We start from the raw sequence: 25,540 nt of genomic DNA, 5'->3' as shown, positions 1-25,540 counted from the left end.
ACGGGGGATGCAATCGGCGTCTTGTCGCACGAACCGGACGGCCGGGCCGGCGCCCGGGCCGGCGCCCCCGGGGTCCCGGCCGCTGCTCCGTACGAGTGGTGCGTTCACGGACACGGTCGTACGGTCGGAACGGAGAAAGGGGAAAGCGGAGACAAGCGACCCCGAGACGGCGGGAGCAGACATGGGCAGGAACCCGATGAGGGCAGCGGTCACACTCTGTGCCGCCGCCGCGCTGGCAGTACCCCTGGGCACGTCCTCCGCCGCGCCGTCGGCGCAGCCGAGGGCACACACCCAGCAGACGCAGGATCCGGCACTGGTCGACTGCTCCGGGCAGCCGCAGATCGGACCCGAGGCGTACGTGCTCGCCTGCGGGGACGGCAACAGCCGCCTGGTCTCCATGCGCTGGTACCGCTGGGACCCGCAGGCCGCGGTGGGCCGGGGCACGAACGCGGTCAACGACTGCGACCCCTACTGCGCGGCCGGTGCCTTCCACTCCTACCCCGTGACCGTCCGCCTCGACCAGCCGACGGCGAGCGGTCAGGGCACGGGCGAGCCGCACTTCACCCGGATCACCCTCACCTACACCGACGGCAGGCCGGACGGTTCCCCCCGCACGGTGACCTACCCCCTGCCCGGCTGACCGGCTGCCGGACCGACGGGCTCGCCGGTCAGTCCGGCAGCGCCAGCCGGCAGGTGTCGCCCGGCTGGAGGCGCACCTCGCGGTCCGGCAGCCGGACGTCGATGGGCAGCGGTCCGGCCTCGGGCACGGCGATCTCCAGCCGGCCGTGCTCCAGCCGGAACCGCACGCCCCAGTGGCCCTGGTAGCGGACGGAGAACCCGTACGACGACAGCGCCGGCAGCGGCACCGGGTCCAGCCACAGGGCGCCCGCGCGGGTCTCGAGGCCGGTCAGGCCGCGCTGGACGAGGTCGAGGGTGCCCGCCATGGCGCCGAGGTGGATGCCCTCGCCGGTGGTGCCGCCCTGGAGGTCGGCGACGTCGCCCTTGAGCGCCTCCTGGAAGTAGTCCCAGGCGTCGGCGCGGCGGGCGCGGGCCAGGATCCAGCCGTGGACGAGTCCGCTGAGGGTGGAGCCGTGGCTGGTGCGGGCCAGGTAGTGGTCGACGGTGCGCTGCCAGGTCCGCTCGTCCAGGCGGTACCCGAGGCGTCCGAAAAGTGCGCGGAGTTCGGCCGGGGAGAACAGGTAGCCCAGCATGAGGACGTCGGCCTGTTTGGACGCCTGGTAGTTGTTGACGCTGTCGTTCTCGGCCTCCAGGACGCGGTCGAGGCGCCGGATGTCGCCGTACTGCTCGCGGTAGCCCGCCCAGTCCAGTTCGGCGAGTTCGCCGTACCCCTCGAACTGGCTGACGACGCCTTCGTGGAAGGGCACGTGGAGGGTGCGCGAGACGCTGTCCCACTGTTCCAGTTCCGCGTCGTCCAGCGCGGTGCGTTCGACGAGTTCGCGGCGGCGGGGTTCGGGCAGGTCGTCGAGGACTTCCAGGGTGCGGGACAGCACCCATGCGGCGGTGACGTTGGTGTACGCGTTGTCGTCGAGGCCCGGTCGGTCGGCGCCGGGGTAGGCCTCGTGGTACTCGTCGGGGCCGACGACGCCCCGGATGCGGTGCCGGCCCACCTGTTCGTCCCAGGTGGCGGAGTCGGCCCAGAAGCGCGCGATCTGCAGGAGCATCTCGGCGCCCCTGGTGTGCAGGAACTCGGCGTCGCCGCTGGCCTCGCAGTACTGCCACACGTTGTACGCGATGGCGGACCCCACGTGGTGCTGGAGGTGCGAGTGGTCGGGGAGCCAGCGGCCGGAGCGCGGGTTGAGGTGCAGCTGCTGGGTCTCCTCGCGGCCGTCGCTGCCGCTCTGCCAGGGGTAGAGCGCGCCGCGCCTGCCGATCGCGCGGGCCGCGGAGCGGGCCTTCTCCAGGCGGCGGTGCCGGTAGTGCAGCAGGGCGCGGGACACCTCGGGGAAGTGCAGGTTCAGGTAGGGCAGGACGAACAGCTCGTCCCAGAAGACGTGGCCGCGGTAGGCCTCGCCGTGCAGTCCGCGCGCCGGTACGCCCACGTCGAGGTCGGCGGTGTGCGGGGAGAGGGTCTGGAGCACGTGGAAGAGGTGCAGGCGCAGGATGCTGCCCGCCTCGCCGGGAACTTCCAGTTCGGCCCGGCGCCACAACTGGCCCCAGGCGGTGCGGTGGGTCACCAGCAGGTCGTCGAAGCCGGGGACTTCGGCCACCCGGTCGACGGCGGCCTGGAGCGGGTCGCTGATCGCCGGGTCGCGTGAGGTGTGCAGGGCGACGACCTTGTCGACGGCGGCGGTGCGGCCCGGTTCGGCGCGCAGCGTCGTGCGCTGGGTGACGCACAGGTGCTCGCGAGCCGCGGTGACCGGCGCGTCGGCGGTGGTGCGGGCGGCCATGCCGATCCGGATGTCCGAGGTGCGGGTCCGGCAGCGCAGCCACACGGTGTCGTCGTCGGCGCATCCGGTGTGCACGTGCGTGAGGTGGTGGCCGTCGAGCTCCCGGTAGCGCGGCACGCCGGAGTTGGTGACGCCGCCGTCGAGGGCGGCCGCCACCTCCAGGTCGGCCGGGCCGCCCTCGACGGTGAACTCCGTGCGCAGGGCGGCGAGGTGGGGATCGGCCATGTGGACCAGGCGCAGCTGCCGCACGGACAGCACACGCTCCCCGTCGAGCCCGAAGCGGGTGAGCCGTTCCAGGACGCCCGAGTCCAGGTGCACGGTCTGGCGGTGGTCGAGCACCTCGGCGGTGTCCGGTGTGAGCCAGTCCCCTCCGGCGGGCCTGAAGCGCAGCGGCAGCCAGTTCGGGAGGTTCACCATGTCCTCGTTCTCCACCTCGCGCCCGGCGACGGTGGAGATGAGGCGGTTGTAGCAGCCCGCCGCGTAGGTGCCCGGGTAGTGCACGTCGTCCGCGGCGCACTCGGGCAGTGCGCCGCGGGTGGCGAAGTAGCCGTTGCCGAGGGTGCACAGGGACTCGCGCAGCCGCTCCTCCGCGGCGTCGTAGTGGTCGTAGTCCCAGGTCGACGGGGTCGCGGTCACCGCGAGCCCGTCCAGGTCCAGTCGGCGACCTCGGGCAGGTCCACCCCGTGTTCGCGGATCCAGTCGTGGTGCCGCAGCCGGGCGTCCTCCATCCGCTGCCGTACGGCCGCCGCGCGCACGGCGAGGCCGGGCACCCGGTCGATGACGTCCATGACGAGGCGGTAGCGGTCCAGGTCGTTGCCGACCACCATGTCGAACGGTGTGGTGGTGGTCCCGATCTCCTTGTAGCCGCGCACGTGCAGATGGGCGTGGCCGGTGCGCCGGTAGGCGAGCCGGTGGATCAGCCAGGGGTATCCGTGGTAGGCGAAGATCACCGGTTTGTCGGCGGTGAACAGTCCGTCGTACTCGAAGTCGCTCATGCCGTGCGGGTGTTCCCCGCTGGGCAGCAGGCGGGCGATGTCGACGACGTTGACCACGCGCACGGCCAGTTCCGGCAGGTGGTGGCGGACGAGCTGGGCGGCGGCCAGCACCTCCTGGGTCGGCACGTCACCGGCGCAGGCGAGCACCACGTCGGGTTCGCGGGTGCCGTCCTCGGTGCCGGCCCAGTCCCAGATGCCGGCCCCGCGCGCGCAGTGCGCCTTGGCCTGTTCCATGGACAGCCAGTCGAAGCAGGGCTGTTTGCCGGCGACGATCACGTTGACGTAGTCGCGGCTGCGCAGGGCGTGGTCGGCGACGGAGAGCAGGGTGTTGGCGTCCGGCGGGAAGTAGACCCGCACGGCTTCGGGGCTCTTGTTGAGGATGTGGTCGACGAACCCGGGGTCCTGGTGGGAGAAGCCGTTGTGGTCCTGGCGCCACACGTGGGAGGTGAGCAGGTAGTTGAGGGAGGCGATGGGAGCGCGCCAGGGCAGGCGGCGGGTCACCCGGAGCCACTTGATGTGCTGGTTGACCATCGAGTCGACGATGTGGACGAACGCCTCGTAGCAGGAGAACAGTCCGTGCCGGCCGGTGAGGAGGTAGCCCTCCAGCCAGCCCTGGCAGGTGTGTTCGGACAGGATCTCCATGACGCGGCCGTGCCGGTCCAGGTCCTCGTCGACGGGCAGTGTCCGCTCCTGCCAGGCCTTGCCGCTGGCGGTGTAGACGGCCTGGAGGCGGTTGGAGGCGGTCTCGTCGGGGCCGACGAGGCGGAAGTCGCGCCGGTCCGTGGTGGCCGCCATGACGTCCCGGAGCAGGTCGCCGAGGACCCGGGTGGGTTCGTGCATGCTCGCGCCGGGTTCGTCGACGGGCACGGCGTACTTCTCCAGCGCGGGCACGGGCAGCTCGCGCAGGAGGAGACCGCCGTTGGCGAACGGGGTGGCGCCCAGGCGGCGCGGCCCCTCGGGGACGGCGGCGAGGACGGCGGGCCGCGGGGCTCCGGCGTCGTCGAACAGCTCCTCGGGACGGTAGGAGCGCAGCCACTGCTCCAGCTGGGCGAGGTGCTCCGGGTTGGTGCGTACGGCGGACAGGGGCACCTGGTGGGCGCGCCAGGTGTTCTCCACGGGCAGTCCGTCGACCTCGGCGGGGCCGGTCCAGCCCTTGGGGGTGCGCAGGACGATCATCGGCCAGCGGGGGCGGCCGGTGGCTCCCTCCTCGCGGGCGGCCCGCTGGATCGCGGCGACGCGGTCCAAGGCGGTGTCCATGGCCCGGGCCATGGCGCGGTGGACGGCGGCCGGTTCGTCTCCGGTGACGTGGATCGGGTCGTGTCCGTAGCCGCGCAGGAGTTCGTCGAGCTCGCTCTCGGGGAGGCGGGCGAGCACCGTCGGGTTGGCGATCTTGTAGCCGTTGAGGTGCAGGATCGGCAGGACGGCACCGTCGAGCACCGGGTCGAGGAACTTGTTCGAGTGCCAGGACGTCGCCAGCGGGCCGGTCTCCGCCTCGCCGTCGCCGATCACACAGGCGACCATCAGGTCGGGGTGGTCGAAGGCGGCGCCGTAGGCGTGCGAGAGCGCGTAGCCCAGCTCGCCGCCCTCGTGGATCGAGCCCGGCGTCTCGGGCGCGACGTGGCTCGGTACGCCGCCGGGGAAGGAGAACTGCTTGAACAGTCGGGCCATGCCGGCCGCGTCGCGGGTGATGTCCGGGTAGGTCTCGGTGTACGAGCCCTCCAGCCACGCGTTGGCCAGCACGGCGGGCCCGCCGTGGCCGGGGCCCCAGACACACAGGGCGTCGAGGTCACGCGCCTTGATGACCCGGTTGAGGTGGGTGTGGACCAGGTTGAGGCCGGGTGAGGTGCCCCAGTGGCCGAGCAGGCGCGGCTTGACGTGCTCCGGGCGGAGGGGTTCGGCCAGCAGGGGGTTGGCCATCAGGTAGATCTGGCCGACGGCGAGGTAGTTCGCGGCGCGCCAATGGGCGTCCAGCCCGGCGAGCTCCTCGTCGGTGAGCTCGGGGGGCGCCTGCTGCGTGTCGACGGACATCGGTGGTCCTTCCGTGTCGGGACAGCCGGTCGGGGCGCGCGGGCACGGGGTGCCCGTGCACATCCCAACCCTGCGCCGACCGGGCGGGTACCCGAGAGGGCCGTTCGGGTCACGTGGTGTTCCGAACGGGTCACGGAGCGCCGGTACCGCGGTGCCGCGGCCGGCGGTGCGTGACGAGGAGAGCACGGTCGTCACCGGCGCCGACCCCGGTGTCGACCGTGCTGGTGCACCGGGTACCCCAACTTCTGCATCACACGCAGGAGTTGCCCAATTTCTGCGGCACGGCTCCGGGACGGCGGCGCGGTGGGCCCGCGATGCTCCCGGCAAGCGGCCGGACAATACCCCCCTGGGTATATCTGTTACGGTGGCCGGGAGAGATACCCCAGGGGGTAATTCGGAAGCGGAAGGAGAGCGTGCCGTGTTCTTTGTCGACGTCCTGGAGACCGAGGGGCTGGGCAATCGCAGCTACCTGGCGGGCGGCCCCGGCTCGGCCGTGGTCGTGGACCCGCCGCGGGACATCGACCGCGTCGTCGCCGCGGCCGCCCGGCGCGGGGTGCGGATCACCGCCGTCGCCGAGACCCACGTGCACAACGACTACGTCACCGGCGGACTGGAGCTGGCCCGCCTCACCGGCGCGCGCTATCTGGTGCCCGCCGGGGCCGAGGTGGCGTACGCGCGCGTGGCGGTGGCCGACGGCGACGTGGAGCCGGTCGACGAGGGGCTGGAGCTGCGCGCGGTGGCCACGCCGGGCCACACCCCGCACCACACCTCGTACGTCCTCCAGGAGGCGGGGCGGGCCGTGGCCGCCTTCACGGGCGGGTCCCTGCTGATCGGCACCGTGGGCCGGCCCGACCTCGTGGAGCCACGGCTGACCGAGGAGCTGGCCCGCGCGCAGCACGCCTCCGCGCACCGTCTCGCGGACCAGCTGGAGGACGGCGTGAGCGTGCTGCCCACGCACGGCTTCGGCAGCTTCTGCTCGTCCTCCGCCTCCGGCGGCGAGCACAGCACCATCGGGGCCGAGAAGGCGGCCAACCCGGCGCTCGTCCAGGACGTGGACACCTTCGTCCGCGAGCTGCTGGCGGGGCTGGACGACGTGCCCGCGTACTACGCGCACATGGCGCCGGTGAACTCCGACGGCCCCGCTCCGCTGGACCTCACCGAACCCCGGCGCGCCGACGCGGCCGAGATAGCCCGGCGCCTTGCCGCCGGCGAGTGGGTGGTGGACCTGCGCTCCCGGGTGGCCTTCGCCGCCGGTCATGTCGCCGGGTCGGTCAACTTCGAGATCGACGGACAGCTCGCGACCTATCTGGCCTGGATGATCCCGTGGGGCAAACCGGTGACGCTGCTCGCGCACAGCGCGGACGACGTCGCCCGCGCCCAGCGCGAACTGGCCCGGGTGGGCATCGACCGCCCGGCCGCGGCGGCGGTGGGCTCGCCGGCCGACTGGGTCGCGGACGGGGACCGGCCGGCCTCGTTCCGGCGCGCCACCTTCGCGGAGCTGGCCGCGGCCCGACGGGACGACGAGGACGTGGTGGTCGTCGACGTGCGCCGGGACGCCGAACGCGCCCACGGGTGGGTCCGGGGCAGCGTGCACCTGCCCGTCCACGAGATGCACCGGCGCCTGGGCGAGGTGCCGCCGGGCACGGTGTGGGTGCACTGCGCGGGCGGGATGCGCGCGGCCGTCGCCGCGTCCGTGCTGGACGCCGCCGGGCGCGAGGTGGTCGCGATCGACGACGGCTTCGCCGCGGCGGCCGAGGCCGGTCTCCCGCTCGTGACGCCCTCGGACGACACCGCCGCATGACGCCGCTGATCCTCGCCCTGGCCGCCGGCGCCGTGGCCGGTGTGTCCCTGGGCGCGCTCGGGGCCGGCGGCAGCATCCTCACCGTGCCCGCGCTCGTCTATCTGCTCGGCTTCACCCCGGCGGCGGCGACCACCGCGAGCCTGGTCGTCGTGATCGTCACGTCGGTCACCGCGCTGGTGGCCCACGCCAGGGCGGGGGCCGTGCGGTGGCGGGCCGGGCTGCTGTTCGCGGCGGCGGGTGTGCTGCCCGCCGCCGGGGCCGGGGCCCTGTCGGCGCGCGTCCCGGAGGCGGTGCTGACGCTGCTGTTCGCGGCCCTGGCCGCACTGGCCGGCCTGCACATGCTGCGCCTGCGCACGCCGCGCGGGAACGGCACCGTGTCGGGGACGCGCGCGGCCGGGGCCGGGGCCGGTCTCGGTGCGGTGACCGGGTTCCTCGGGGTCGGCGGCGGCTTCCTGGCGGTGCCCGCGCTGGTGACCGTTCTCGCGGTGCCGATGAGCGCGGCGGTGGGCACGAGTCTGCTGGTGGTCGCCGCCAACGCCCTGGTGGCCCTCGCGGGCCGGGCGTACACCGCCGTGCACCTGGACCTCGCGCTGCTCCTGCCGTTCCTGGCCGCCGCCGTCCTCGGCGCGTGGGACGGCAGGCGGCTGGCCGCGAAGGTCCCCGCGGGGACGCTGCGACGCGTCTTCGGTGCCGTGCTGCTCGCCGTCGCCGTGGCGATGGGCGCGACGGCGGTGCTGTGATCCGCCCGGCACGCCCGGCGGACGGACGCGGGTCGGGCCGGGCGCCGGGCCGGGTCAGGCCAGGGAGAGGAAGAGCTTCTCCAGCCGGGCCCGCATCTGCGCCGAGTCCCGCACCTCCGGATCGTCACTGGTCATGCACTGCTGCAGTCCCGTGGCGATGATCGAGAAACCGGCCCGGTCCAGGGCGCGGGAGACGGCGGCGAGCTGGGTGACCACGTCCTCGCAGTCCCGGCCCTCCTCGATCATCCGGATGACTCCGGCGAGCTGCCCCTGGGCGCGCCGCAGCCGGTTCAGCGCCGACTTCAGTTCGTCGGCCGACATGTCGAGCTCCACGGTTCTCCCTGTCCTCCACCCGATACCTCACCGATCCCCACATACCCCCGCGGGTATCCTACCCCGCGGGGGGGGGCGAGCAACGAGAAAGGTTTCCCTACGTGAGCACTCCCATCGAACCGGCCACCCCCCTGGCCGCCACCGCCGTGACCACCGGGCAGGCGGCGGCCCGCCTCGGCGAGTTCACCGTCGTCGACGTCCGTTCCGCGGGTGAGTACGCGGGCGGTCACCTGCCCGGCGCGCACAACGTTCCGCTGGAGCGTCTCGACGAGGCGGCCGACGCCCTGGCGGCGGCCGCCGCGCGTGGACCGCTGCTGCTCGTCTGCGCCTCCGGGAACCGGTCCGCCAAGGGCTGCGCGCGCCTGGCGGCGCGGGGCGTCGAGGCGGCCACGCTCGAGGGCGGCACGAACGCCTGGGCGACGGCCGGTCACCCCGTCGAGCGTCCGGCCGGGGCGCGTACGCCGTGGCCCATGGACCGGCAGGTGCGCCTCGCCGCCGGGTCGCTCGTCGCCGCCGGTTTCGTGGCGGGCCGGTTCTGGCGCCCCGCGCACTGGCTGTCCGGCGCGATAGGCGCGGGACTGGTCTTCTCCGGGGTGACCGACACCTGCGGCATGGCCGCGGCGCTGGCCCGGCTGCCGCACAACCGGCCCAGCGGGGACGCCGTCCCCTTCGAGGAGACGCTGGCGCGACTGGCGGCGTGAGCCACGCCTACGACGGCGGGCGCCGATCCCTTTCCGGGGTCGGCGCCCGCCAATTTTGCATGTCGTGCATCTTTGCATACCATGCAGCTTATGTCGGAGAAGGGTGCCGCGGGGGGCGGTCTGCGGGAGCGGAAGAAGCGGGCCACGCGTGCCGCTCTGGCCGAGGCCGCGGTGCGGCTCGCCGCCGAACACGGGGCGGAGAAGGTCACCGTCGAGGCGATCAGCGCCGCGGCCGGGGTGTCCGTGCGTACGTTCTTCAACTACTTCGACAGCCGTGACGACGCCTTCGTGGTCATGGACGCGGACGCGGGCGCACGCATGCGGCGCGCCGTCCTCGACGCACCGGCCGGACTCTCCCCGCTGACAGCCTTGCGCGAGGCCATGGCGGCGGAACTGGCCGAGGCGGAGCAACAGCACGAGCTGTGGCAGCTGCACGCCGAGGTGCTGCACGCCTCGCCGCACCTCCTGGCGCGTGGCGTGGGGGCCCACATGGCGGCCGAGGCGGACCTGGCCGACGCCATCGCCGAACGCCTGCGCGGGGTCGGCGACACGAGCGGTACCGGGTCCGGACCCGGGTCGGGGCCCGGAACCGGCCCCGGGTCGGGGCTCTACCCGCGGCTGCTGGCCGCGGTCGCGGGCGCCGCGGTGCGCACCAGCATGGACCACTGGTCCGCCCATCAGGAGGAAGCCGCCTTCCTCGACGTCTTCCACGAGGTGTTCACCCTCCTCGCCGCCGGTCTCCCGGCACCCTCCGCGTAGCCTCCGCGCCGGGCTCGCGATCCAACAGGACCACCACCGAAAGAGATGCCGTGACCGCTGCTCAGGCGCCCGCCGACGCGCCGCCCACCTCCATGAACCACCGGCAGATACTCCAGGCGATGTCGGGTCTGATGGCCGGCATGTTCGTCGCGATCCTGGCCGGCACGGTCGTGGCCAACGCGCTGCCCACGATCATCGCCGACCTGGGTGCCAGCCAGTCGTCCTACACGTGGGTCGTCACCTCCGAGCTCCTCGCGATGACAGCGACGGTGCCCCTGTGGGGCAAGCTGTCCGACCTCTTCAACAAGAAGCTGCTGCTCCAGCTGTCGCTGAGCATGTTCGTGGTCGGCTCGCTGCTGGCCGGCTTCTCGCACGGCGTCGGACTGCTGATCTTCAGCCGGGTCGTGCAGGGCATCGGCGCGGGCGGCCTGACCGCTCTCGCGCAGGTCGTGATGGCCTCCGTCATCCCGCCCCGCCAGCTGGGCAAGTACGCCGGCATCTTCGGTGCCGTCTTCGCCGTGGGCACCGTGGCCGGACCGCTGGTCGGCGGTGTCCTGGTGGACACCTCGTGGCTGGGCTGGCGCTGGTGCTTCTTCATCGGCGTGCCGTTCGCGCTGCTCGCCATCGCCCTGCTGCAGCGCACCCTGCGCCTGCCCACCGTGAAGCGCGAGGTGCGCATCGACTGGCTCGGCGCCTTCCTGATCGTCGCCGGTGTCTGCTCGCTGCTCATCTGGGTGTCGCTGGCCGGCAACGAGTTCGACTGGGCGTCCTGGCAGACCGGTGCCCTCACGGGCGGCGGCGTACTGCTGCTGGTCGCGGCGGTGTTCGTCGAGTCGCGCACCGCCGAGCCGGTCATCCCGCTCGGCATCTTCAGGAACCGCACGGTCACCCTGACCACCGTCGCCAGCCTCCTGGTCGGTGTCGCCATGTTCGGCGGGACCGTCTTCCTCTCGCAGTACTTCCAGATCTCCCTGGGCAAGTCGCCGACCGTCGCGGGCCTGATGAGCCTGCCGATGATCCTCGGTCTGCTGGTGTCGTCGACCGTCGCCGGACAGGTGATCAGCCGGACCGGCAAGTGGAAGCGGTACCTGGTGGCGGGGGCGGTGATCATGGCCGTCGGCCTCGCGCTGCTGGCCACGATCGACGCCAGGACCAACTTCGGTCTGCTCAGCCTCTACATGGCGATCCTGGGTGTCGGCGTCGGCATGCTGATGCAGAACCTGGTGCTGGCCGCCCAGAACGACGTGCCCGCCGCCGACCTGGGCGCCGCCACCTCCGTGCTGTCGTTCTTCCGCAGCATGGGCGGCACCATCGGCGTCAGCGTCCTCGGCGCGATCCTCGCCAACCGGGTCGCCAGTGAGACGGCCAAGGGGCTCAGCGACGCGGGCATCACCGTGCCGGGTGGCGGAAGCTCGGGCGAGGGCAGTGTCCCGGACATGTCCACGCTGCCCGCCCCGATGCGGACGATCGTCGAGCACGCCTACGCCGTCGCCACGGCCGACCTGTTCCTGATCGCCACGCCGTTCGCGGTGCTCGCGCTGGTCGCCGTCGTGTTCATCAAGGAGAAGCCGCTGAAGACCACCAGCGGTATGGAGCGTCTGGCCGAGGAGTCCGGCGAGGGCCCCGCCACGCCGACCGCCAAGGACCCGGCGCCCGTAGCCTGAGGCACCCGGCGAGAAGACAGCGGGGCCGCCCGTCCGATCCGGACGGACGGCCCCGCTGCCGTGTTGCCGTGTTGCCGTGTTGCCGTGTTGCCGTGTGCCGTGTGCCGTGTGCCGTGTGCCGTGTGCCGTGTGCCGTGTGCCGTGTGCCGTCGGGAGGATTACCCGACGGCACACGGCAGTGCCGGTTCGGCCGCGGATCAGATACCGAACGGTGCCGCGTACCGGACGGTGCCGGCGGGCAGCGGGTGGGCGGCGTTCAGGGTGAGGGCCATCAGGGCCTCGTCCGGGACGTCGATGGTCAGTCGGATGCCGTGGGCCGAGGCTCTGCCGAAGCCGAAGCGGGGGTAGTACTCCGGGTGCCCGAGGACGACGACGTGGTGCTCGCCGAGGCGCTCGGCCGCGAGGAGCCCGGCCCGGACGGCGGCCGTACCGGCACCGCTGTTCTGGTGCTCGGGCCGGACGGCGACGGGGGCCAGGCACAGCGCCGGGCTGTCCCCGATGTGGCAGCGGGTCAGCAGGGCGTGGCCGACCGGGTGGCCGGAGTCGTCCACCGCGACGAGGGACAGGCCCGCGATCCACGCCCCCGGGTCGGCGCGCAGCGCGTCGACGAGGGCGGCCTCCTCCGGGGTGGGGAAGGCGGCGCGGACGATGTCACGGATGACGGGGACGTCGGCGCCGGTCTCGGCGCGGGTGTTCCAGGAACGAGAAGGAGACATGACGGGACGGGAATCCGTTTCTTGTGTGCGTTCGTGGGGTGCGGGGTCAGGCCGCCGCTCGGGACGCGAGGGAGATCCGGGCGCCGCGAAGGACGGCGTCGTGCACGGTCATCAACCTCACCTCCCTGTCCTCCCGCTCCCCTGGAGCCCGATCGAACGCGAACGGTGACCACTCTACCCGTGGGAAGGTCTGCGTCGGGCGAAGTCACCGCGGTTTCCCGGGGCCCGGGACCAATCCGCGGGCCGCGCGGGCCCGGATTACGCGGGGGCATCCCCGCCCGTCGCATTCTTTTGGAGCAACCGTCGTGAAGGAAGCCGTACGCATCGGCAGAAATCCATCGTCCCAACCGGATCTGCAACAGCTGATCCGTGAGGTGGCCCTGGGCGATCAGGACTCCTTCGCCGCCGTGTACGACGCGGTGGCGGGGTCCGTGCTCGGGGTGGCCCGGGCCGTGCTGCGCGACCGGGCGCAGTCGGAGGAGGTCGCGCAGGAGGTGCTGGTGGAGGTGTGGCGCACGGCGCCCCGCTACCGGCCGGAGCGCGGCACGGTGGTCAACTGGATCCTGACCCTGGCCCACCGGCGGGCCGTGGACCGGGTGCGCTCGGTGGAGGCCGCCGCGGCCCGCGACCACAAGGCCGCCCTGCTCGACCGGACACCGGAGTACGACGAGGTGACCGAACAGGTCGAGACCCGGCTGGAACGGGAGCAGGTGCGGCGCTGTCTGCGCACCCTGACCGAGATTCAGCGCCAGTCCGTGACCCTCGCCTACTACCGCGGCCTGACCTACCGGCAGGTGGCCGAGGCCCTCGCGCTGCCGCTCGGCACGGTCAAGACGCGGCTGCGCGACGGTCTCGTCCGGCTCCGTGACTGCCTGGGGGTGAGCGCGTGATGCGCACCGACGACCTGCACAGCCTGACGGGCGCCTACGCCCTCCATGCCCTGCCCGACGACGAGCGGGACGCCTTCGAACGCCATCTGGCGGACTGCGCCACCTGCGAGCAGGAGACCCGGGAGTTCGCCGCCGCGACGGCCCGGCTGGGGCTGGCCGGGACGGTCGTTCCGGGTCCGGCGCTCAAGGACCGGGTGCTGCACCGCATCACCACCGTGCGTCAGGTCCCGCCGGGCGGCGGCACGGTGGAGAAGGCGCGCCGTGTCGTGCCCCGCGGGCGTGGCCTGGCCCGCTGGGCGCTGGCCGCCTGTCTGGCCGCGGCGGCGGGGCTCGGCGGTACGGCGGTGTGGCAGTACGAGCGCGCGCAGGACGCCGGGGAGCGGGCCGCCCGGGCCGGGCAGCGGGCGGAGACCCTCGCCGGGGTGCTGGCCGCGCCGGACGCCGAGTCCCGTACGGCGCGGCTGGCCGACGGGGCGAGCGGGACACTGGTCGTCTCCGAGCGTCAGGACCGGGCGGTCTTCCTGGCCTCGGGCTTGGTCGAACCGCCGCAGGGCAAGGTCTACCAACTCTGGTTCGACGACCACGGCACGATGCGCTCGGCCGGCCTGATGGACCCCGGCAGCACCAGTCAGGCGGTGCTGATGGAGGGCGCCGTCGACGGTGCGGCGGGGGTGGGCATCACGGTCGAGCCGGCCGGCGGGTCGAAGCAGCCGACCTCCGACCCGATCGCGCTGCTGAGCATGCCGGCCTGAAGGGGGTGAGGGCCGGCCCTCACCCCTCACGCACCCGAGTCCTCCGCGGATCGGCGCGGCGGACGCGGGAGGAAGCCGCTGGTGCGTGCCGCGCACTCGGCCCGTCCCGGCCGGTGCCCTCCTTCGTGAACAGGTACTGCTGGACGTCGAGGCAGGCGGCGCGTAAGCCGGCCTCGGAGTAGGCGAGGCAGAAGGTCCACGGGCGCCGGAAGGTCTCGTCGATGCCGAGGGCGTCCACCTCGGCGGCGCGCTCGGTGAACCGCTCGTGCCACAGCCGCAGCGTCTCGGCGCAGTGCACGCCGAAGTCGTCGCGGCCTGCACGGCGACCGCGACCGCGTCACCGACCCCGCCGAGTCCGTCGCGTACGTCTCCCGGGCCCGTGCCGCCGGGGCCCGGGCGGGCATGCTGCTCGTGGCGAACGGCGACCACGCCACGCTCCGCCACCACGCCCGCCGGCACCGCGCCTCGACCGCGGCCGTCGCCCACCTGATCGCGCCGGAAACGGCGCCTTCCGAGCTGTTCGCCCCGGCCCTCGCGGCGGCCGAGCCACCGGTTCTCCGCTCGGCACGGCGCGCCCCGTGCGACTCGGCGCCGGAACCGGTGCGGGAGCCCGGCTGTTAGGCTGGTGGAGACGTTGATCGTGCAGCGAGGAGTCGCGGACATGGTGGGTGACGACGACATCTCCGGGTGAGTCCCGGTCCCGGTAGGCCGCTAGCGGGCGCTTTGGAGCGCCGTCGCAGTGGTCCCGTCGTCGTTCCCTTTTCCCGTCCTCCTTCCCGGGCAGAGGTCTGTTTCCTGCCCCTCACCTCCACGAGGTCGTCTTCATGTCCGACGCCGTCCTTCGCTGCTCCGGCCTGTCTTTCTCCTGGCCCGATGACACCCCCGTCTTCGAGGACCTGTCGTTCACCGTGGGCACGGGCCGCACGGGTCTCGTGGCCCCCAACGGGGCCGGCAAGTCCACCCTGCTCAAACTGATCGCCGGCGAGCTGCGGCCCACCGCGGGCTCCGTGACGGTCTCCGGTGTCCTCGGCCATCTGCCGCAGGCGCTCCCCCTGACGGGCGGCCTCACCGTGGCCGAGGTCCTCGGCGTCGACGCCGTGATCCGGGCCATCGATGCCGTGGAGTCCGGTGACGTGGCCGAGGAGCACTTCACGGCCATCGGCGACGACTGGGACATCGAGGAGCGCACCCGCGCCCAGCTCGACCGCCTGGGCCTGGGCGGCCTCGCCCTGGACCGGCGGCTGCGCACGCTCAGCGGCGGTCAGGTCGTCTCCCTCGGACTCGCCGCCCAACTGCTGAAGCGGCCCGACGTCCTCCTGCTCGACGAGCCCACCAACAATCTCGACGGGGCCGCCCGGAGCAGGCTCCACGACGTGCTCACGGACTACAACGGCTGCCTGCTGCTGGTCAGCCACGACCGGGAGCTGCTCGACCGCATGGAGCGCATCGCCGAACTCGACCGCGGTGAACTGCGTTTTCACGGCGGCAACTTCACCGCGTACGAGGAGGCCGTCCGCTCCGAGCAGGAGGCCGCCGAGAAGAACGTCCGCAACGCCGAACAGGAGTTGAAGCGGGAGAAGCGGGAGCTGCAGCAGGCCCGCGAGCGCGCCGACCGCCGCGCGAGCAACGCCGCCCGCAATCTCAAGAACGCCGGGCTCCCCCGCATCTTCGCGGGCAACATGAAGCGCGGGGCGCAGGAGTCCGCGGGCCGGGCGGGCCAGACCCACGCCAACCGGGTCGGTGAGGCGAGGGCGCGGCTGGACGAGGCGGAGCGGTCGCTGCGCGAGGAACAGCGCATCGCGCTGGACCTGCCGGAGACCCATGTCCCCGCGGGACGCACCCTCTTCCTCGGTGAGCGGCTGCGGATCCGGCTCGGCGAGCGGGACGTGTTCACCTCAAGGGGTGTCGACCTGACGGTCCGGGGGCCCGAACGGATCGCGCTGACCGGAGCCAACGGCGCGGGCAAGAGCACACTGCTGCGGCTGCTCAACGGCGACCTGGACCCGGACGGCGGCGACATCAGGCGCGCCGACGGGCGCGTCGCGTACCTCTCCCAGCGGCTCGACCTGCTGGACGAGGAACGCACCGTCGCCGAGAACTTCGCCGCCTACGCCCCGGACCGGCCGGAGGCCGAGCGGATGAACCTCCTCGCCCGCTTCCTCTTCCGGGGTGCCCGCGCCCATCTGCCGGTCGGCCTGCTCTCCGGCGGGGAGCGGCTGCGGGCCACGCTGGCCTGCGTCCTGTGCGCGGAACCGGCCCCGCACCTGCTGCTCCTGGACGAGCCGACGAACAACCTCGACCTGGTCGGTGTGGGCCAGTTGGAGAGTGCCCTGAACTCCTACCGGGGTGCTTTCGTGGTCGTCAGCCACGACCGGCGGTTCCTGCGCGAGATCGGCGTCGGCCGCTGGCTGCGGCTGGCCGACGGCGTGCTGACGGAGACCGGGGCGCCCGAGATGTGAGCCGCCGGCGGGGAGCGGACGGGCCAGACGGGGCAGACGATCAGGGCATCGTGGTGCCGGGGTGTGCCGGGGTGGCGTGGTGTCCGTTTGCGGTCGGAGGGTGCCGGGCGGCAGGCTGCTGGTGTGGCCACTTTGCTGATCGTGCATCACACGCCGTCGCCGAACTGCCAGGCGATGCTGGAGTCCGTCGTGTCGGGGGCGACCGCGCCCGAGATCGAAGGGGTACGGGTGGTCCGGCGGGCGGCCCTGGCGGCCACGGCCGTCGACGTGCTGGAGGCGGACGGCTGGCTGCTGGGCACCCCGGCCAACCTGGGCTACATGTCGGGTGCGCTCAAGCACTTCTTCGACCAGATCTACTACCCGTGCCTGGACGAGACGCGTGGCCGCCCCTTCGGTTACTACGTGCACGGGGGCAGCGACACCACGGGCGCGGTGCGCGGCATCGAGTCGGTCACCACCGGCCTCGGCTGGCAGCGTGCGGCGCCCGCGGTGAACGTGGCCGGTGAGCCCGGCAAGGCCGACCTGCAGGCCTGCTGGGAGCTGGGGGCCACGCTCGCCGCCGGCCTGATGGACGACTGATCCCGCGGGCGTCTCCCCCGGTGACCGCTCGCACAAGCCACCTGGCCCGGCAGGGTGCCCGGGAAGCGCACGTGCCCGCGCAGTCGGACGGGGACAGGCGGGCCGGCACGCCGAGTTCCGTGAATTGTTCGCGGGTGGCCACGCCGCCGGCGCCGAGCGCGGACGCGAAGGAGGCGGCGACGGAGTCGGGTTCCGCGTCCAGGACCGTCTCGAAGGAGGGCATGTCGTCGGCGAGCCGGGGAACGCCGGCCATCGCCTTCTCCAGTCCCTTCATGACCGGATCCGTCCAGGTGGCGGTGCCCGCCGTACGGTCCGCGAGGCCGAGCGAGAGCAGGATCTCCGTGCTGCCCTGGTTGAGGGAGACCGCCCGTCGCGGCGGCTCGGTGCCCCGGACGTCGTGCCCGCAGCCGCGGACGGTGCGTGGGTGACCGGCCGCGTCGACCGGGGCGCCCGAGTCGTCGGTGGCCGCACCGGCACGGCAGCCGGAGGCCGGCAGGGCGCCGGACAGAAGCAGGAGGGGACCGCGCAGGGCGCGGCGGGAAGGGAGCAGTCGCCGGGGAGCGGGCCGCTGCCCGGCCCCGCTCCCCGGGCCCATGCGCCCGCCCGCGCGTCAGCTCTTGGGCATGAGGACGGTGTCGACGATGTAGACGTTGGCGTTGGCGGTCCTCACGTTGCCGCAGACGACACTGGCGGAGTCGTCGACCTTGTAGGACTCGTCCGAACCCGAGGTGGTCAGCTTGGACTTCTGCAGCGTGTCGAAGGAGCCGTTCTCCAGGTCCTTGGGCGCGAGCTTCTGGCCCACCACGTGGTAGGTCAGGATGTCGGTGAGCATCGCCTTGTCGTTCATGACCTTGTCCAGGTCGGCCTTCGGGATCTTGGCGAAGGCGTCGTTGGTCGGTGCGAACACGGTGATGTTCTCGGCGTTGTTGAGCGTGTCGACCAGACCTGCCTTCTTCACCGCGGACACCAGCGTGGACAGGGCCGGGTTGTTCGAGGCGGCCGTGGCGACCGGGTCCTCGGCCATGCCGTCGAACGAACCGGCGCCCTCCTTCGGCACCGTGGAGCAGGCCGGACCGAAGGGCTCGTCGGAGTCCGCCATGCCGCCGGAGGTGTCGGCCGACTGGTCGTCGGTCGCCGCGGGGGCCGAGGAGGCGGCCTGCGCGGAGTCCGAGGAGCCGCTGTCGCCGTCGTCGGAACAGGCGGCCAGGGACAGGGGCAGGACGGCGGCCGCGACGACGGCGACGGCGGAGCGACGAATGCGGGTGTTCATGGATGATCTCCCTGGAAACGGGCAGCGCGAAGGCTGCGTTGACGCGGAGTTGTGGTGCGGAGCTGAAGTGATGTGCGGCGGGCCGCCGAGTACGCGGTGCCGTTACGTGGTGGCCGGCCGACCCGGGTCCGGGGTCAGCCGCCGGTTCGCTGTCGGCGTGGTGTCGGTTCTTCCCTCACACGGGGAATCCGGAGCGGCCCCCGATCCGGATTGGTCGCTCACCCGATCGAGTGAGGCAGTTTCGGCGACGCCTCTGTGAACTGCGGATTTCCCTGAAATCGCCCGTCAAGGAGTGAGGGGTGCTCAGAACGGCGTCGCGGCCCGCAGGATGAGGAACATCGTGACGGCGGCGTTCGCGGACGACATCGCCGAGACGGCGGTTCCGGCGGCCGCGGCCCAGGCCGCCAGACCTACCGACGTGAACACCGGGGGCCAGGTGCGGACGGCGGGAGCGGGGCCCAGCAGGGCAGCCACCCGGCGGGGCACCGGGCCGGGCGCCGCGAGGCCGGCGAGGGTGGCGACGGGGGTGCCACGGGAGACGAGGGCCGCCTTGCCGATCGCGGTCGCGACCGCGCGGCGGTCGCCGACCACCCCTGCGGCCTCCTCGTCCGCCCACCGCTCCGCCGTGTAGGACACGGCCGTCCGCAGGGGACGCAGGAACGGGTTGGCCAGCGCGGCGAGCCGGACGGCGAGCAGGAAGCGGTGGTGCCGGGCGGCGAGATGGGCACGCTCGTGGGCGAACAGCGCGCGCCGTTCGCCCGGTTCGAGGCAGTCGAGCAGGGCCGTACTCACCACCACGCGGTCCCGCCGTCCGCCGGGCAGCGCGTACGCGTAGGGCACGTCGTCCGGCAGCACGGCCACCCCCGTGCCCGGCAGTCCGGCCAGCGCGCGATGGGCGCGGCGGCGCACCCTGCCGTGTCGCCACAGGGCCCGCGCCGAGGCCGCGACCACCGCGCAGAGCGCGGGAATCGCCGCCTTGCCGACGACTTCGTCGTAGGGCACCGCCGCCCGCACCTCGGGGTCCGACCAGCCGTCGGGCAGCGGGTTGCCCGGCAGTTGGGCGGTGCCGACCACCATCACCAGGGCCAGGCACACGGTGCTGCACAGGGCCATCACCGCGGCGACGGCGGTGAGCAGCCGGGTCGCGGTCCGCGGGTGCAGGTGCTGCTCGGCCAGCCTGGCGATCGGCCACGCCGTCAGCGGCAGGACCAGTGGCAGGAAGACGAAGACCCCCATACGGTGTCAGCCGTCCTCCGCGGCGCGCACGTGCCCCAGCAGTTCGCGCAGCAGCCGCTCGTCGTCCGGGTCGAGGCCGGTGACGAAGCTGGCCAGTACCGCTTCCCGGTCGCTCTCGGCGTCCAGGACCTTGCGCATCTTGCGCGCGGCCAGTCCGGCCTGGTCCGAGGCGGGTGTCCAGGCGAAGGAGCGGCCCGCGCGCTCACGGCTGACGGCTCCCTTCTCAAGGAGCCGGGTCAGGATCGTGATCACCGTCGTGTAGGCGAGGTCGCCGCCGAGGTGCTCCTGCACCCAGCCGGCCGTCGCGGGGCCGTCCGCCTCGCGCAGCGCGGACAGCACCAGCGCCTCGAGCTCGCCCTGCCCCCGCCGCCGCGGACGCCGGTCATCCGTCACGGCCCGCCTCCTTCCACCACCGATCGTCTTCCGGAGCGACATCGTATAAGGCCTTCTTCTACAGTGTTGTAGATTGACGGCAGGCACACGGAACGCGACGAAGGAGAACACAGTGGGAGTTTCCCTGGCCAAGGGCGGCAACGTCTCGCTCAGCAAGGAGGCGCCGGGCCTGACCGCCGTGCTGGTCGGCCTGGGCTGGGACGTGCGCACCACGACCGGCACCGACTACGACCTCGACGCCTCCGCGCTGCTCCTCGACGCGTCGGGCAAGGTGCTCTCGGACGGGCACTTCGTCTTCTACAACAACCTCACCAGCCCCGACGGCTCGGTCGAGCACACCGGTGACAACCTCACCGGCGAGGGCGAGGGCGACGACGAGGCGGTCAAGGTGAACCTCGCCGCGGTCCCGGCCGAGGTGGACCGGATCGTCTTCCCGGTCTCCATCCACGACGCGGAGAACCGGGGCCAGAGCTTCGGCCAGGTCCGCAACGCCTTCATCCGGGTCGTCAACCAGGCGAACAACCAGGAACTCGCCCGCTACGACCTGTCCGAGGACGCCTCCACCGAGACCGCGATGGTCTTCGGCGAGCTGTACCGGCACGGCGCCGAGTGGAAGTTCCGGGCGGTCGGCCAGGGGTACGCCTCGGGTCTCGCGGGCATCGCCGCGGACTTCGGCGTCAACGTCTGATCCGCGTACGGCTCCAGGGCCGGATCCGGGCCCACGCCCGGACCTGGGCCCGGGTGCGGGTGCGGGTCCGGCGGGGTCAGTGGTCCGAGGCGCAGCAGCCGGCCCCGCCGTCGGTGGCCGGGGCGGCGGCCCGGGTGGTGTCGAGGCGGCAGAAGCAGGACGTCTCGACCGGTACGTCCGCGTCCCCGCCGGACGCGGTGCGCCCGGCGGGGGTGGGGGGGAGAGGGTGGCGCGGGTCAGCCGAAGTCGACGTCGCTGCACAGGAAGTACGTCTGGTCCATGTGCGCGGCCTGCCAGATCGTGTAGACGACGTGCCGGCCGCTCAGCCCCGAGGTGCTCACCGGGATCTCGTAGTTCTGGCTGGGCCCGTAGCTGCCCGTACGCGCCACCTGCTGGAGGTCGCCCCAGGTCAGGGCCTGCGTGGCGGGGTCGAAGCCCTGCTTGGTGACGTAGACCAGGAAGTAGTCGGCGCCGTGGCTGGCCTGGTCGTAGAGCTTGACGGTGAAGTCGTCGGTGACGTCCGTGGTCTGCCAGGGACCCACGGCGTCGAGGGAGTTGTAGCGTCCGCTCTCGGTCCGGCCGCCGCTGCAGAGCTGACCGTCGGGGACGACGGCCTCGAAGTTGCTGGCCGAGCCGTTGCGGTACAGGCCGTTCCAGTTCCACATGGCGTTGGGGTTGTCCTGCCACGCCTGCCAGCACATGGGGTCCTCCTCGGCCATGGCCGGGTTCTGGAAGTCGTCGCCCCAGCGCTCCCAGCAGCCGTAGTTGCGGGAGGCGGGGTCGACGACCGAGCCGTGGGCGACGGCGGTGCCGCTCCAGGGGAGCAGGGTGAGCAGGACCGCGGTCAGGGTGCTGAGGGCGAGGGTCGTCGCCCGTCGGGCCCTTCCGGAAGGTGCGGCGCTGGCAAGATTGATGCGATCATGACAACTCATGGGGTCCTTCTTTCGCGTGGGGGACAGGGCGGAGCAGAGGCCTCACGAGCGCGGGTGGGAGCGCTCCCAAAAGTCTTTCGCAGACCAGGCTGCGTCTGGGTAAAGAGATTGACAACACCCCGAATGAGCCAGTTCCCACCGCGCGATGGCGCGTTCGATACGTTCGATACGTTCGACGCTTCTCGATCCGACGGGTGGGCGGGGGAAACGTCCCCCGCCCCCCGTCGTCATGCCGGTGCCTCAGCTGTCACAGCACACGTCGCCTGGAGCGGATCAGCAGCACACACCCGCCGGCGAAGAGCACGCCGCCGACCGCCGCGGGCCACAGACCGAGCCCGGAACCCGTCTCGGCGAGCCCGCCCTGTGCCTGCGGTTCGGGCGCCGACCCGGCGCCACCGCCGTTGCCACCGTTCCCGGTGTTCCCGGTCTCCTCGGGTGCGGCCACGGCGCTGCTCACGTCGTCCGGGGTGTCGGCGGGTGTCGTCGCGGCCCTGGGCTCGGCGCTCGCGGAGGCATCGCCGTCCTGGGTCTCGGCGGCCGGGGGTGCGGTCTCGTCCCCACCGGGCTGCCCGCCGTTCCGGCCCTCGTTCTGGCCGGGGGCCTTCCCGTCGTCCTTCCCGTCGTCCTTCCTGTCATCCTCTCCGCCCGCCTGGCCGTCCTGGCCGTCCTGACCGTTCTGCCCGTCCTGGCCGTCCTGACCGGCGTCCGCAGGCGCCGAGGCCGTGGCGGTCTGCTCGGCCGGGGGCTCGGCGGTCTGCCCGTCGTCGTTGCCGCCGGGCTGCTCCTCGTCGTTGCCGCCGGGCTGCTCCTCGCCCTCGCCCGGCTGGGACCCCGGGGGCGTGTCCGGACCGCACTCGCGGCCGGAGTTGATGCAATCGGCCATCTCGCGCATCAGGTCCTCGTCGAAGACGTTGATGAAGTCGCTGTGATCGGTGACCGGCTTGTGCAGCTGCTCGGGGAAGGAGTCCACGGCGAACAGCGGGGCGGTCTTGCCCCCGTCCGCCAGGCTCGGCGCGGCCACGTCGTACACGATCCGCTGCACCAGTCGCGGGACGGGCCGGAACCCTTCCGGGCAGCTGCCGTCGGCGGCGGCGAAGGCCATGTGGGTGCGGTGGTTGGCGCTGTCGATGTTGCGCCCGTCCCAGCAGCTCTGGAAGGTGAAGGTGCGCACCACGTCACTGCCCGAGGGGCAGAGCGGGTACTTGTCCTTCAGCTGCCGGTCCTCGAAGCCGGTGCAGCTCCAGGAGGCGTTCGCGTTGGTGTTTCCGTTGACGAACGCCTTGGCGTCGCCGGTGATGATGCGCAGCAGCCGCGGCATCTCGGTGACCTTGCCGCGCTCGTTGCCCTCGAACGTCAGGGTGACCTCCGCCGGCGTGACGATCTCGCCCGCGTTGCCCTCGATGCCGCCGCCCGGTGACTGGGCGTCCTGCTCGACGGTGCCGTTCTGGAGCCGCAGCACGGGCCAGTAGTACGAGGACCTGTCGCCCTGGTCGGCGCAGCTCGTGCCGGCGGCGGCCAGGTCGTCGTCGCTGGCGAAGGCGCTGTTGCCCTGGTTGCCGACGTAGTCGTGGAAGTGGTGGGCTCCGTTGCCGACGCCGGGGGCGGCGATCAGGTTGTCCGAGTTGAACAGGCCCTCGGCGTTGACGCCGCAGCTGGTGGCGAAGGAGCCGGTCGAGGCGTTCTTCTGCCGGGGCGGCCGCACGACGTCGGGCTGGACGGACTCGATGTCGACGTAGTCCGCAGCCACGGGGCCGTTGCCCGCCTGGCCTCCGTTGCCGGACTGCTGCCCGTCACCGGACGCCTCCCCCTGGCCGTCCTCCTGCCCCTGACCCTGGCCCTGCTCCTGACCCTGCTCCTCCCCCTTGCCCTGCGGGTCCGGGCTGCCGCTCCCCGCGTCCGCCGACGCGATCTCGGTGCGGCGCAGGGTGCACTGGGCGAGGGTGTCCAGGCCCTCGGGGCGGTCACCGGCCTTGTCGATGGCGGCGGCGATGCGTTCGATGGTCGCCGCGCGCTCCTTCTTCAGCGGGTCCAGGATCGCGCCCTCGTCGATCGTGCCGTCGTCCGCGGTGCGGGCGGCTTCCTGGAGCCCGCCGTAGGCGGCGGCGATCTGCTCGTCGAGGTGGGCGAGTTCGGTGTCGACCTCCGGCCTGGCCTGCTCCGGAACGGCCGTGAGCCGTTCGGTCAGGTCGGGGCAGTCGACGGTGGCCGCGACTCCGGAACTGCCCAGGGGAACGGCGGCGTTGCCGGACTCCGTCGCGGAGGCGAAGACGTTCACGGCCACCAGGCCGCTGCCTCCCAGTATCAGCGCGACCGCTGCGAAGGTCGCGCGCCGCGCCCCGGTCGGGCGTCTGCGCCTGTTGTGTCCCAAGGCGTGCTCCTGTGTCGTGACGGACTGGGACATGAAATGCCCCCGGCTCCATACGGAACCGGGGGCCGGAGCGTTCAACCGCCTCTGGAATTCTCAGCTTTCCCTCACCTCACGGGCGCAGCACCAGCCGGATCGGGTCGCCCTCCTTCTTCTCCAGCCGCGCGACCGCTTCGGCGGCCTCGGCGAGCGGCAGCACCCCGCTGACGGAACCCGAGAAGTCCAGCCGTCCGCCCTGGATCAGCCGCAGGAGCTGAGGCAGGGCCACCGGCATGTCGGAGCCGTAGTGGCCGAGGACGCGCTGCTGGAGGTAGCTGAAGCGGGTCCCGTCCGTGACGGTGAGCGGCTTGTCGGTCAGGCCGACCAGGACCAGCCGCCCCTTGGGCGCGAGGACGGAGACCGCCTGCTCCCGCACGGGCGGCACGCCCGCGAAGTCGAAGGCGGCGGCGAGCCCGAGGCCGCCGGTCACCGCCCGGACCGTCCCGCGCAGCTCGGGGTCGGCGGAGTCCAGGGCGAGGTCGGCGCCCGCGGCCAGGGCGCGTTCGCGGGCGACGGGGTTGGGGTCGACGGCCACGACCGGACAGGCGCCGATCGCCCGGAGCAGTTGTACGGCGTGGACGCCGAGGCCGCCGGCGCCCCACACGCCGACCGCCTCGGCGGGCCGGACCGCGCCGGTCTCGGTGATGGCGCCCCACGGGGTGGACACGGCGTCCGGGATGATCGCGCCCTGCTCGAAGGGGATGGCGTCGGGCAGCGGTGTCATGGCGTCGGCGGCGGACAGGGCGTACTCCGCCCAGCCGCCGTCGTAGTCGACGCCGCGGGTGTACGTGACACCGTCCCTCGTCTCGCCGGCGTGCAGCACGACCCGCTGCCCGGGCGACCAGGCGGTGACGCCCGCCCCGGTCCCGGCGACGGTGCCGGAGACCTCGTGGCCGAGGGTGACCGTGTCGCCCTGGAGGAGCAGCGGGGTGAGGGTGCCGTCGATGAGGTGCACGTCGGACAGGCAGACGCCGGCCGCCTCGACCCTGACCAGCACCTCCCCCGGGCCCGGCTGCGGGCGGGGCACCTCTTCGAGTCGCAGGGTGCGGCTCGGGACGTGCAGGCGGGCGGCGAGCATCTGCGCCATGACGGGACCTCCTCGGTGCGGCGGCGACCCCGGACGGCCCCCAGCGGTCCATCGCAGGTCGACTTGCGTTAACCGTACACCCAACGCAGGGCCACTTGCTTTACGCTGGTCCGATGAGCTCACCGGAACCCGTCGCCCCGCCCCTGCGCCGCCGTGGGGAGCGGATGCGGCGGGCCGTGCTGGACGCCGCGGTGGACCTGCTGTCGAGCCAGGGTCTGGCGGGCGCGACGGTCGGCGCCGTGGCCCGTGCGGCCGGGGTGCACGAGACCTCCGTGTACCGGCGGTGGGGCACGCGCGAGAACCTGATCCTGGACGCGCTGACCACGGAGCTGGACGCCGCGCTGCCGGTGCCGGACACCGGGCGGGTCCGGGACGACCTGCTGGCGTTCTTCTCGGCGCTGGCCCGGCTGCTGGACACCCCGCAGGGCCGGGCGCTGCTGCGGCTGAGCGTCGAGCACGACGACACCCTGGAGGACCGGCGCGGCCCCTACTGGAGCGAGCGTCTCGACCGGGCGGTGGTGATGGTCCGGCGAGGCGTCGAGCGGGGCGAGCTGGCCGCCGGCACCGATCCCGGGCTGCTGATCGAGGCGGTCAGCGGTCCGCTGTTCGTGCGGGTGCTGCTCAGCGGGGCGCCACTGGACGTCGTACTCGTACGGGGGCTGGTGGACCTGGCCCTGGACGGGGCGCGTCCGCGGTGAGCGGTCC

23 protein-coding genes and 2 pseudogenes are annotated in these 25,540 nt (G+C 73.0%); 13 read left to right on the top strand and 12 right to left on the bottom strand.

The annotated features are described in order from the left end of the window. Positions 1 to 181 precede the first annotated feature (181 nt). Entirely contained in the window at positions 182 to 640 is a 459-nt protein-coding gene (locus ABS735_RS15640) for a hypothetical protein (RefSeq protein WP_373905560.1), read from the top strand. A 28-nt stretch (positions 641 to 668) separates the two neighbouring features. Here the strand turns inward: ABS735_RS15640 and ABS735_RS15635 are convergent, their stop codons facing one another. Together ABS735_RS15635 and ABS735_RS15630 are read right to left on the bottom strand one after the other, a co-directional pair. Next, positions 669 to 3,044: a glycoside hydrolase family 65 protein gene (locus tag ABS735_RS15635; RefSeq protein WP_373905561.1), complete on the bottom strand. Its 2,376-nt coding sequence runs from the start codon at positions 3,042 to 3,044 to the stop codon at positions 669 to 671. Then, the gene (locus ABS735_RS15630; protein WP_373905562.1) at positions 3,041 to 5,431 is read right to left on the bottom strand and encodes a phosphoketolase family protein; all 2,391 of its coding nucleotides are present in this window, start codon (positions 5,429 to 5,431) and stop codon (positions 3,041 to 3,043) included. Before ABS735_RS15630 ends, ABS735_RS15635 begins: the two co-directional genes overlap by 4 nt. Before the next feature lie 418 nt (positions 5,432 to 5,849). Between ABS735_RS15630 and ABS735_RS15625 the strand changes: the two genes are divergently transcribed. Further along, positions 5,850 to 7,232, top strand: a complete 1,383-nt coding sequence (locus ABS735_RS15625; RefSeq protein ID WP_373905563.1) for an MBL fold metallo-hydrolase — start codon at positions 5,850 to 5,852, stop codon at positions 7,230 to 7,232. Further along, positions 7,229 to 7,972, top strand: coding sequence for a sulfite exporter TauE/SafE family protein (locus ABS735_RS15620; protein WP_373905564.1), 744 nt, complete (start codon positions 7,229 to 7,231; stop codon positions 7,970 to 7,972). Before ABS735_RS15625 ends, ABS735_RS15620 begins: the two co-directional genes overlap by 4 nt. Before the next feature lie 54 nt (positions 7,973 to 8,026). Here ABS735_RS15620 and ABS735_RS15615 read toward each other — a convergent pair whose 3' ends face one another. Continuing rightward, on the bottom strand, positions 8,027 to 8,305 hold the full coding sequence (locus tag ABS735_RS15615) for a metal-sensitive transcriptional regulator (protein ID WP_003978241.1): 279 nt from the start codon (positions 8,303 to 8,305) through the stop codon (positions 8,027 to 8,029). A 101-nt stretch (positions 8,306 to 8,406) separates the two neighbouring features. On the opposite strand from ABS735_RS15615, the gene ABS735_RS15610 reads away from it, so the two are divergent. The 3 genes from ABS735_RS15610 to ABS735_RS15600 all read left to right on the top strand — a co-directional run bounded on the left by ABS735_RS15610 (position 8,407) and on the right by ABS735_RS15600 (position 11,429). Further along, positions 8,407 to 9,006: a rhodanese-like domain-containing protein gene (locus ABS735_RS15610; protein WP_373905565.1), complete on the top strand. Its 600-nt coding sequence runs from the start codon at positions 8,407 to 8,409 to the stop codon at positions 9,004 to 9,006. A gap of 81 nt (positions 9,007 to 9,087) precedes the next feature. Then, entirely contained in the window at positions 9,088 to 9,765 is a 678-nt protein-coding gene (locus tag ABS735_RS15605) for a TetR/AcrR family transcriptional regulator (protein ID WP_373905566.1), read from the top strand. A gap of 92 nt (positions 9,766 to 9,857) precedes the next feature. Continuing rightward, complete coding sequence (locus ABS735_RS15600; protein WP_476755879.1) at positions 9,858 to 11,429, top strand: MDR family MFS transporter; 1,572 nt, start codon at positions 9,858 to 9,860, stop codon at positions 11,427 to 11,429. A 197-nt stretch (positions 11,430 to 11,626) separates the two neighbouring features. Here the strand turns inward: ABS735_RS15600 and ABS735_RS15595 are convergent, their stop codons facing one another. Continuing rightward, positions 11,627 to 12,145, bottom strand: coding sequence for a GNAT family N-acetyltransferase (locus ABS735_RS15595; RefSeq protein ID WP_373905568.1), 519 nt, complete (start codon positions 12,143 to 12,145; stop codon positions 11,627 to 11,629). Between the two features lie 305 nt (positions 12,146 to 12,450). Between ABS735_RS15595 and ABS735_RS15590 the strand changes: the two genes are divergently transcribed. Together ABS735_RS15590 and ABS735_RS15585 are read left to right on the top strand one after the other, a co-directional pair. Beyond that, entirely contained in the window at positions 12,451 to 13,035 is a 585-nt protein-coding gene (locus ABS735_RS15590) for a sigma-70 family RNA polymerase sigma factor (protein WP_373905569.1), read from the top strand. After that, the gene (locus ABS735_RS15585) at positions 13,035 to 13,787 is read left to right on the top strand and encodes an anti-sigma factor (RefSeq protein ID WP_373905570.1); all 753 of its coding nucleotides are present in this window, start codon (positions 13,035 to 13,037) and stop codon (positions 13,785 to 13,787) included. Before ABS735_RS15590 ends, ABS735_RS15585 begins: the two co-directional genes overlap by 1 nt. Before the next feature lie 112 nt (positions 13,788 to 13,899). Here the strand turns inward: ABS735_RS15585 and ABS735_RS15580 are convergent. After that, positions 13,900 to 14,112 (bottom strand): annotated as a pseudogene (locus tag ABS735_RS15580) (class I SAM-dependent methyltransferase); the annotation flags it as partial. Between the two features lie 77 nt (positions 14,113 to 14,189). Between ABS735_RS15580 and ABS735_RS15575 the strand changes: the two are divergent. The 3 genes from ABS735_RS15575 (at position 14,190) to ABS735_RS15565 (ending at position 16,825) form a co-directional block, all read left to right on the top strand. Continuing rightward, positions 14,190 to 14,408, top strand: coding sequence for a hypothetical protein (locus ABS735_RS15575; RefSeq protein WP_373905571.1), 219 nt, complete (start codon positions 14,190 to 14,192; stop codon positions 14,406 to 14,408). A gap of 203 nt (positions 14,409 to 14,611) precedes the next feature. Then, positions 14,612 to 16,246, top strand: coding sequence for a ribosomal protection-like ABC-F family protein (abc-f, locus tag ABS735_RS15570; protein WP_373905572.1), 1,635 nt, complete (start codon positions 14,612 to 14,614; stop codon positions 16,244 to 16,246). Between the two features lie 123 nt (positions 16,247 to 16,369). Beyond that, the gene (locus ABS735_RS15565) at positions 16,370 to 16,825 is read left to right on the top strand and encodes a flavodoxin family protein (RefSeq protein WP_373905573.1); all 456 of its coding nucleotides are present in this window, start codon (positions 16,370 to 16,372) and stop codon (positions 16,823 to 16,825) included. A 220-nt stretch (positions 16,826 to 17,045) separates the two neighbouring features. Here ABS735_RS15565 and ABS735_RS15560 read toward each other — a convergent pair. From ABS735_RS15560 to ABS735_RS15545, 4 genes and pseudogenes are all read right to left on the bottom strand, one after another. Continuing rightward, a pseudogene (locus ABS735_RS15560) lies at positions 17,046 to 17,420 on the bottom strand (ABC transporter substrate-binding protein); the annotation flags it as partial. Positions 17,421 to 17,435: 15 nt separating this feature from the next. Further along, positions 17,436 to 18,095, bottom strand: a complete 660-nt coding sequence (locus tag ABS735_RS15555) for a fasciclin domain-containing protein (protein WP_373905574.1) — start codon at positions 18,093 to 18,095, stop codon at positions 17,436 to 17,438. A gap of 303 nt (positions 18,096 to 18,398) precedes the next feature. Next, on the bottom strand, positions 18,399 to 19,331 hold the full coding sequence (locus ABS735_RS15550) for a M56 family metallopeptidase (RefSeq protein ID WP_373905575.1): 933 nt from the start codon (positions 19,329 to 19,331) through the stop codon (positions 18,399 to 18,401). A 6-nt stretch (positions 19,332 to 19,337) separates the two neighbouring features. Continuing rightward, entirely contained in the window at positions 19,338 to 19,766 is a 429-nt protein-coding gene (locus ABS735_RS15545) for a BlaI/MecI/CopY family transcriptional regulator (protein WP_373905576.1), read from the bottom strand. A gap of 70 nt (positions 19,767 to 19,836) precedes the next feature. On the opposite strand from ABS735_RS15545, the gene ABS735_RS15540 reads away from it, so the two are divergent. Continuing rightward, positions 19,837 to 20,412, top strand: coding sequence for a TerD family protein (locus ABS735_RS15540; protein ID WP_059296699.1), 576 nt, complete (start codon positions 19,837 to 19,839; stop codon positions 20,410 to 20,412). A gap of 236 nt (positions 20,413 to 20,648) precedes the next feature. On the opposite strand, the gene ABS735_RS15535 is transcribed toward ABS735_RS15540, so the two are convergent. The 3 genes from ABS735_RS15535 to ABS735_RS15525 form a co-directional block, all read right to left on the bottom strand. After that, positions 20,649 to 21,344 carry a lytic polysaccharide monooxygenase auxiliary activity family 9 protein gene (locus tag ABS735_RS15535; protein ID WP_373905577.1) on the bottom strand — a complete coding sequence of 232 codons (696 nt, stop codon included), beginning with the start codon at positions 21,342 to 21,344 and terminating at the stop codon, positions 20,649 to 20,651. Positions 21,345 to 21,591: 247 nt separating this feature from the next. Beyond that, entirely contained in the window at positions 21,592 to 23,745 is a 2,154-nt protein-coding gene (locus ABS735_RS15530) for a DUF1996 domain-containing protein (RefSeq protein ID WP_373905578.1), read from the bottom strand. A 76-nt stretch (positions 23,746 to 23,821) separates the two neighbouring features. Continuing rightward, positions 23,822 to 24,835: a zinc-binding dehydrogenase gene (locus ABS735_RS15525; protein WP_373905579.1), complete on the bottom strand. Its 1,014-nt coding sequence runs from the start codon at positions 24,833 to 24,835 to the stop codon at positions 23,822 to 23,824. 113 nt (positions 24,836 to 24,948) lie between these two features. Between ABS735_RS15525 and ABS735_RS15520 the strand changes: the two genes are divergently transcribed. Then, positions 24,949 to 25,533, top strand: coding sequence for a TetR/AcrR family transcriptional regulator (locus tag ABS735_RS15520; protein ID WP_373905580.1), 585 nt, complete (start codon positions 24,949 to 24,951; stop codon positions 25,531 to 25,533). Positions 25,534 to 25,540 lie beyond the last annotated feature (7 nt).

The organism is Streptomyces sp. MMCC 100, assembly GCF_041538145.2.
Classification (GTDB): domain Bacteria; phylum Actinomycetota; class Actinomycetes; order Streptomycetales; family Streptomycetaceae; genus Streptomyces.
The sequence above is the reverse complement of the archived record's forward strand: the minus strand, read 5'-3'. Positions and strand labels throughout refer to the sequence as shown.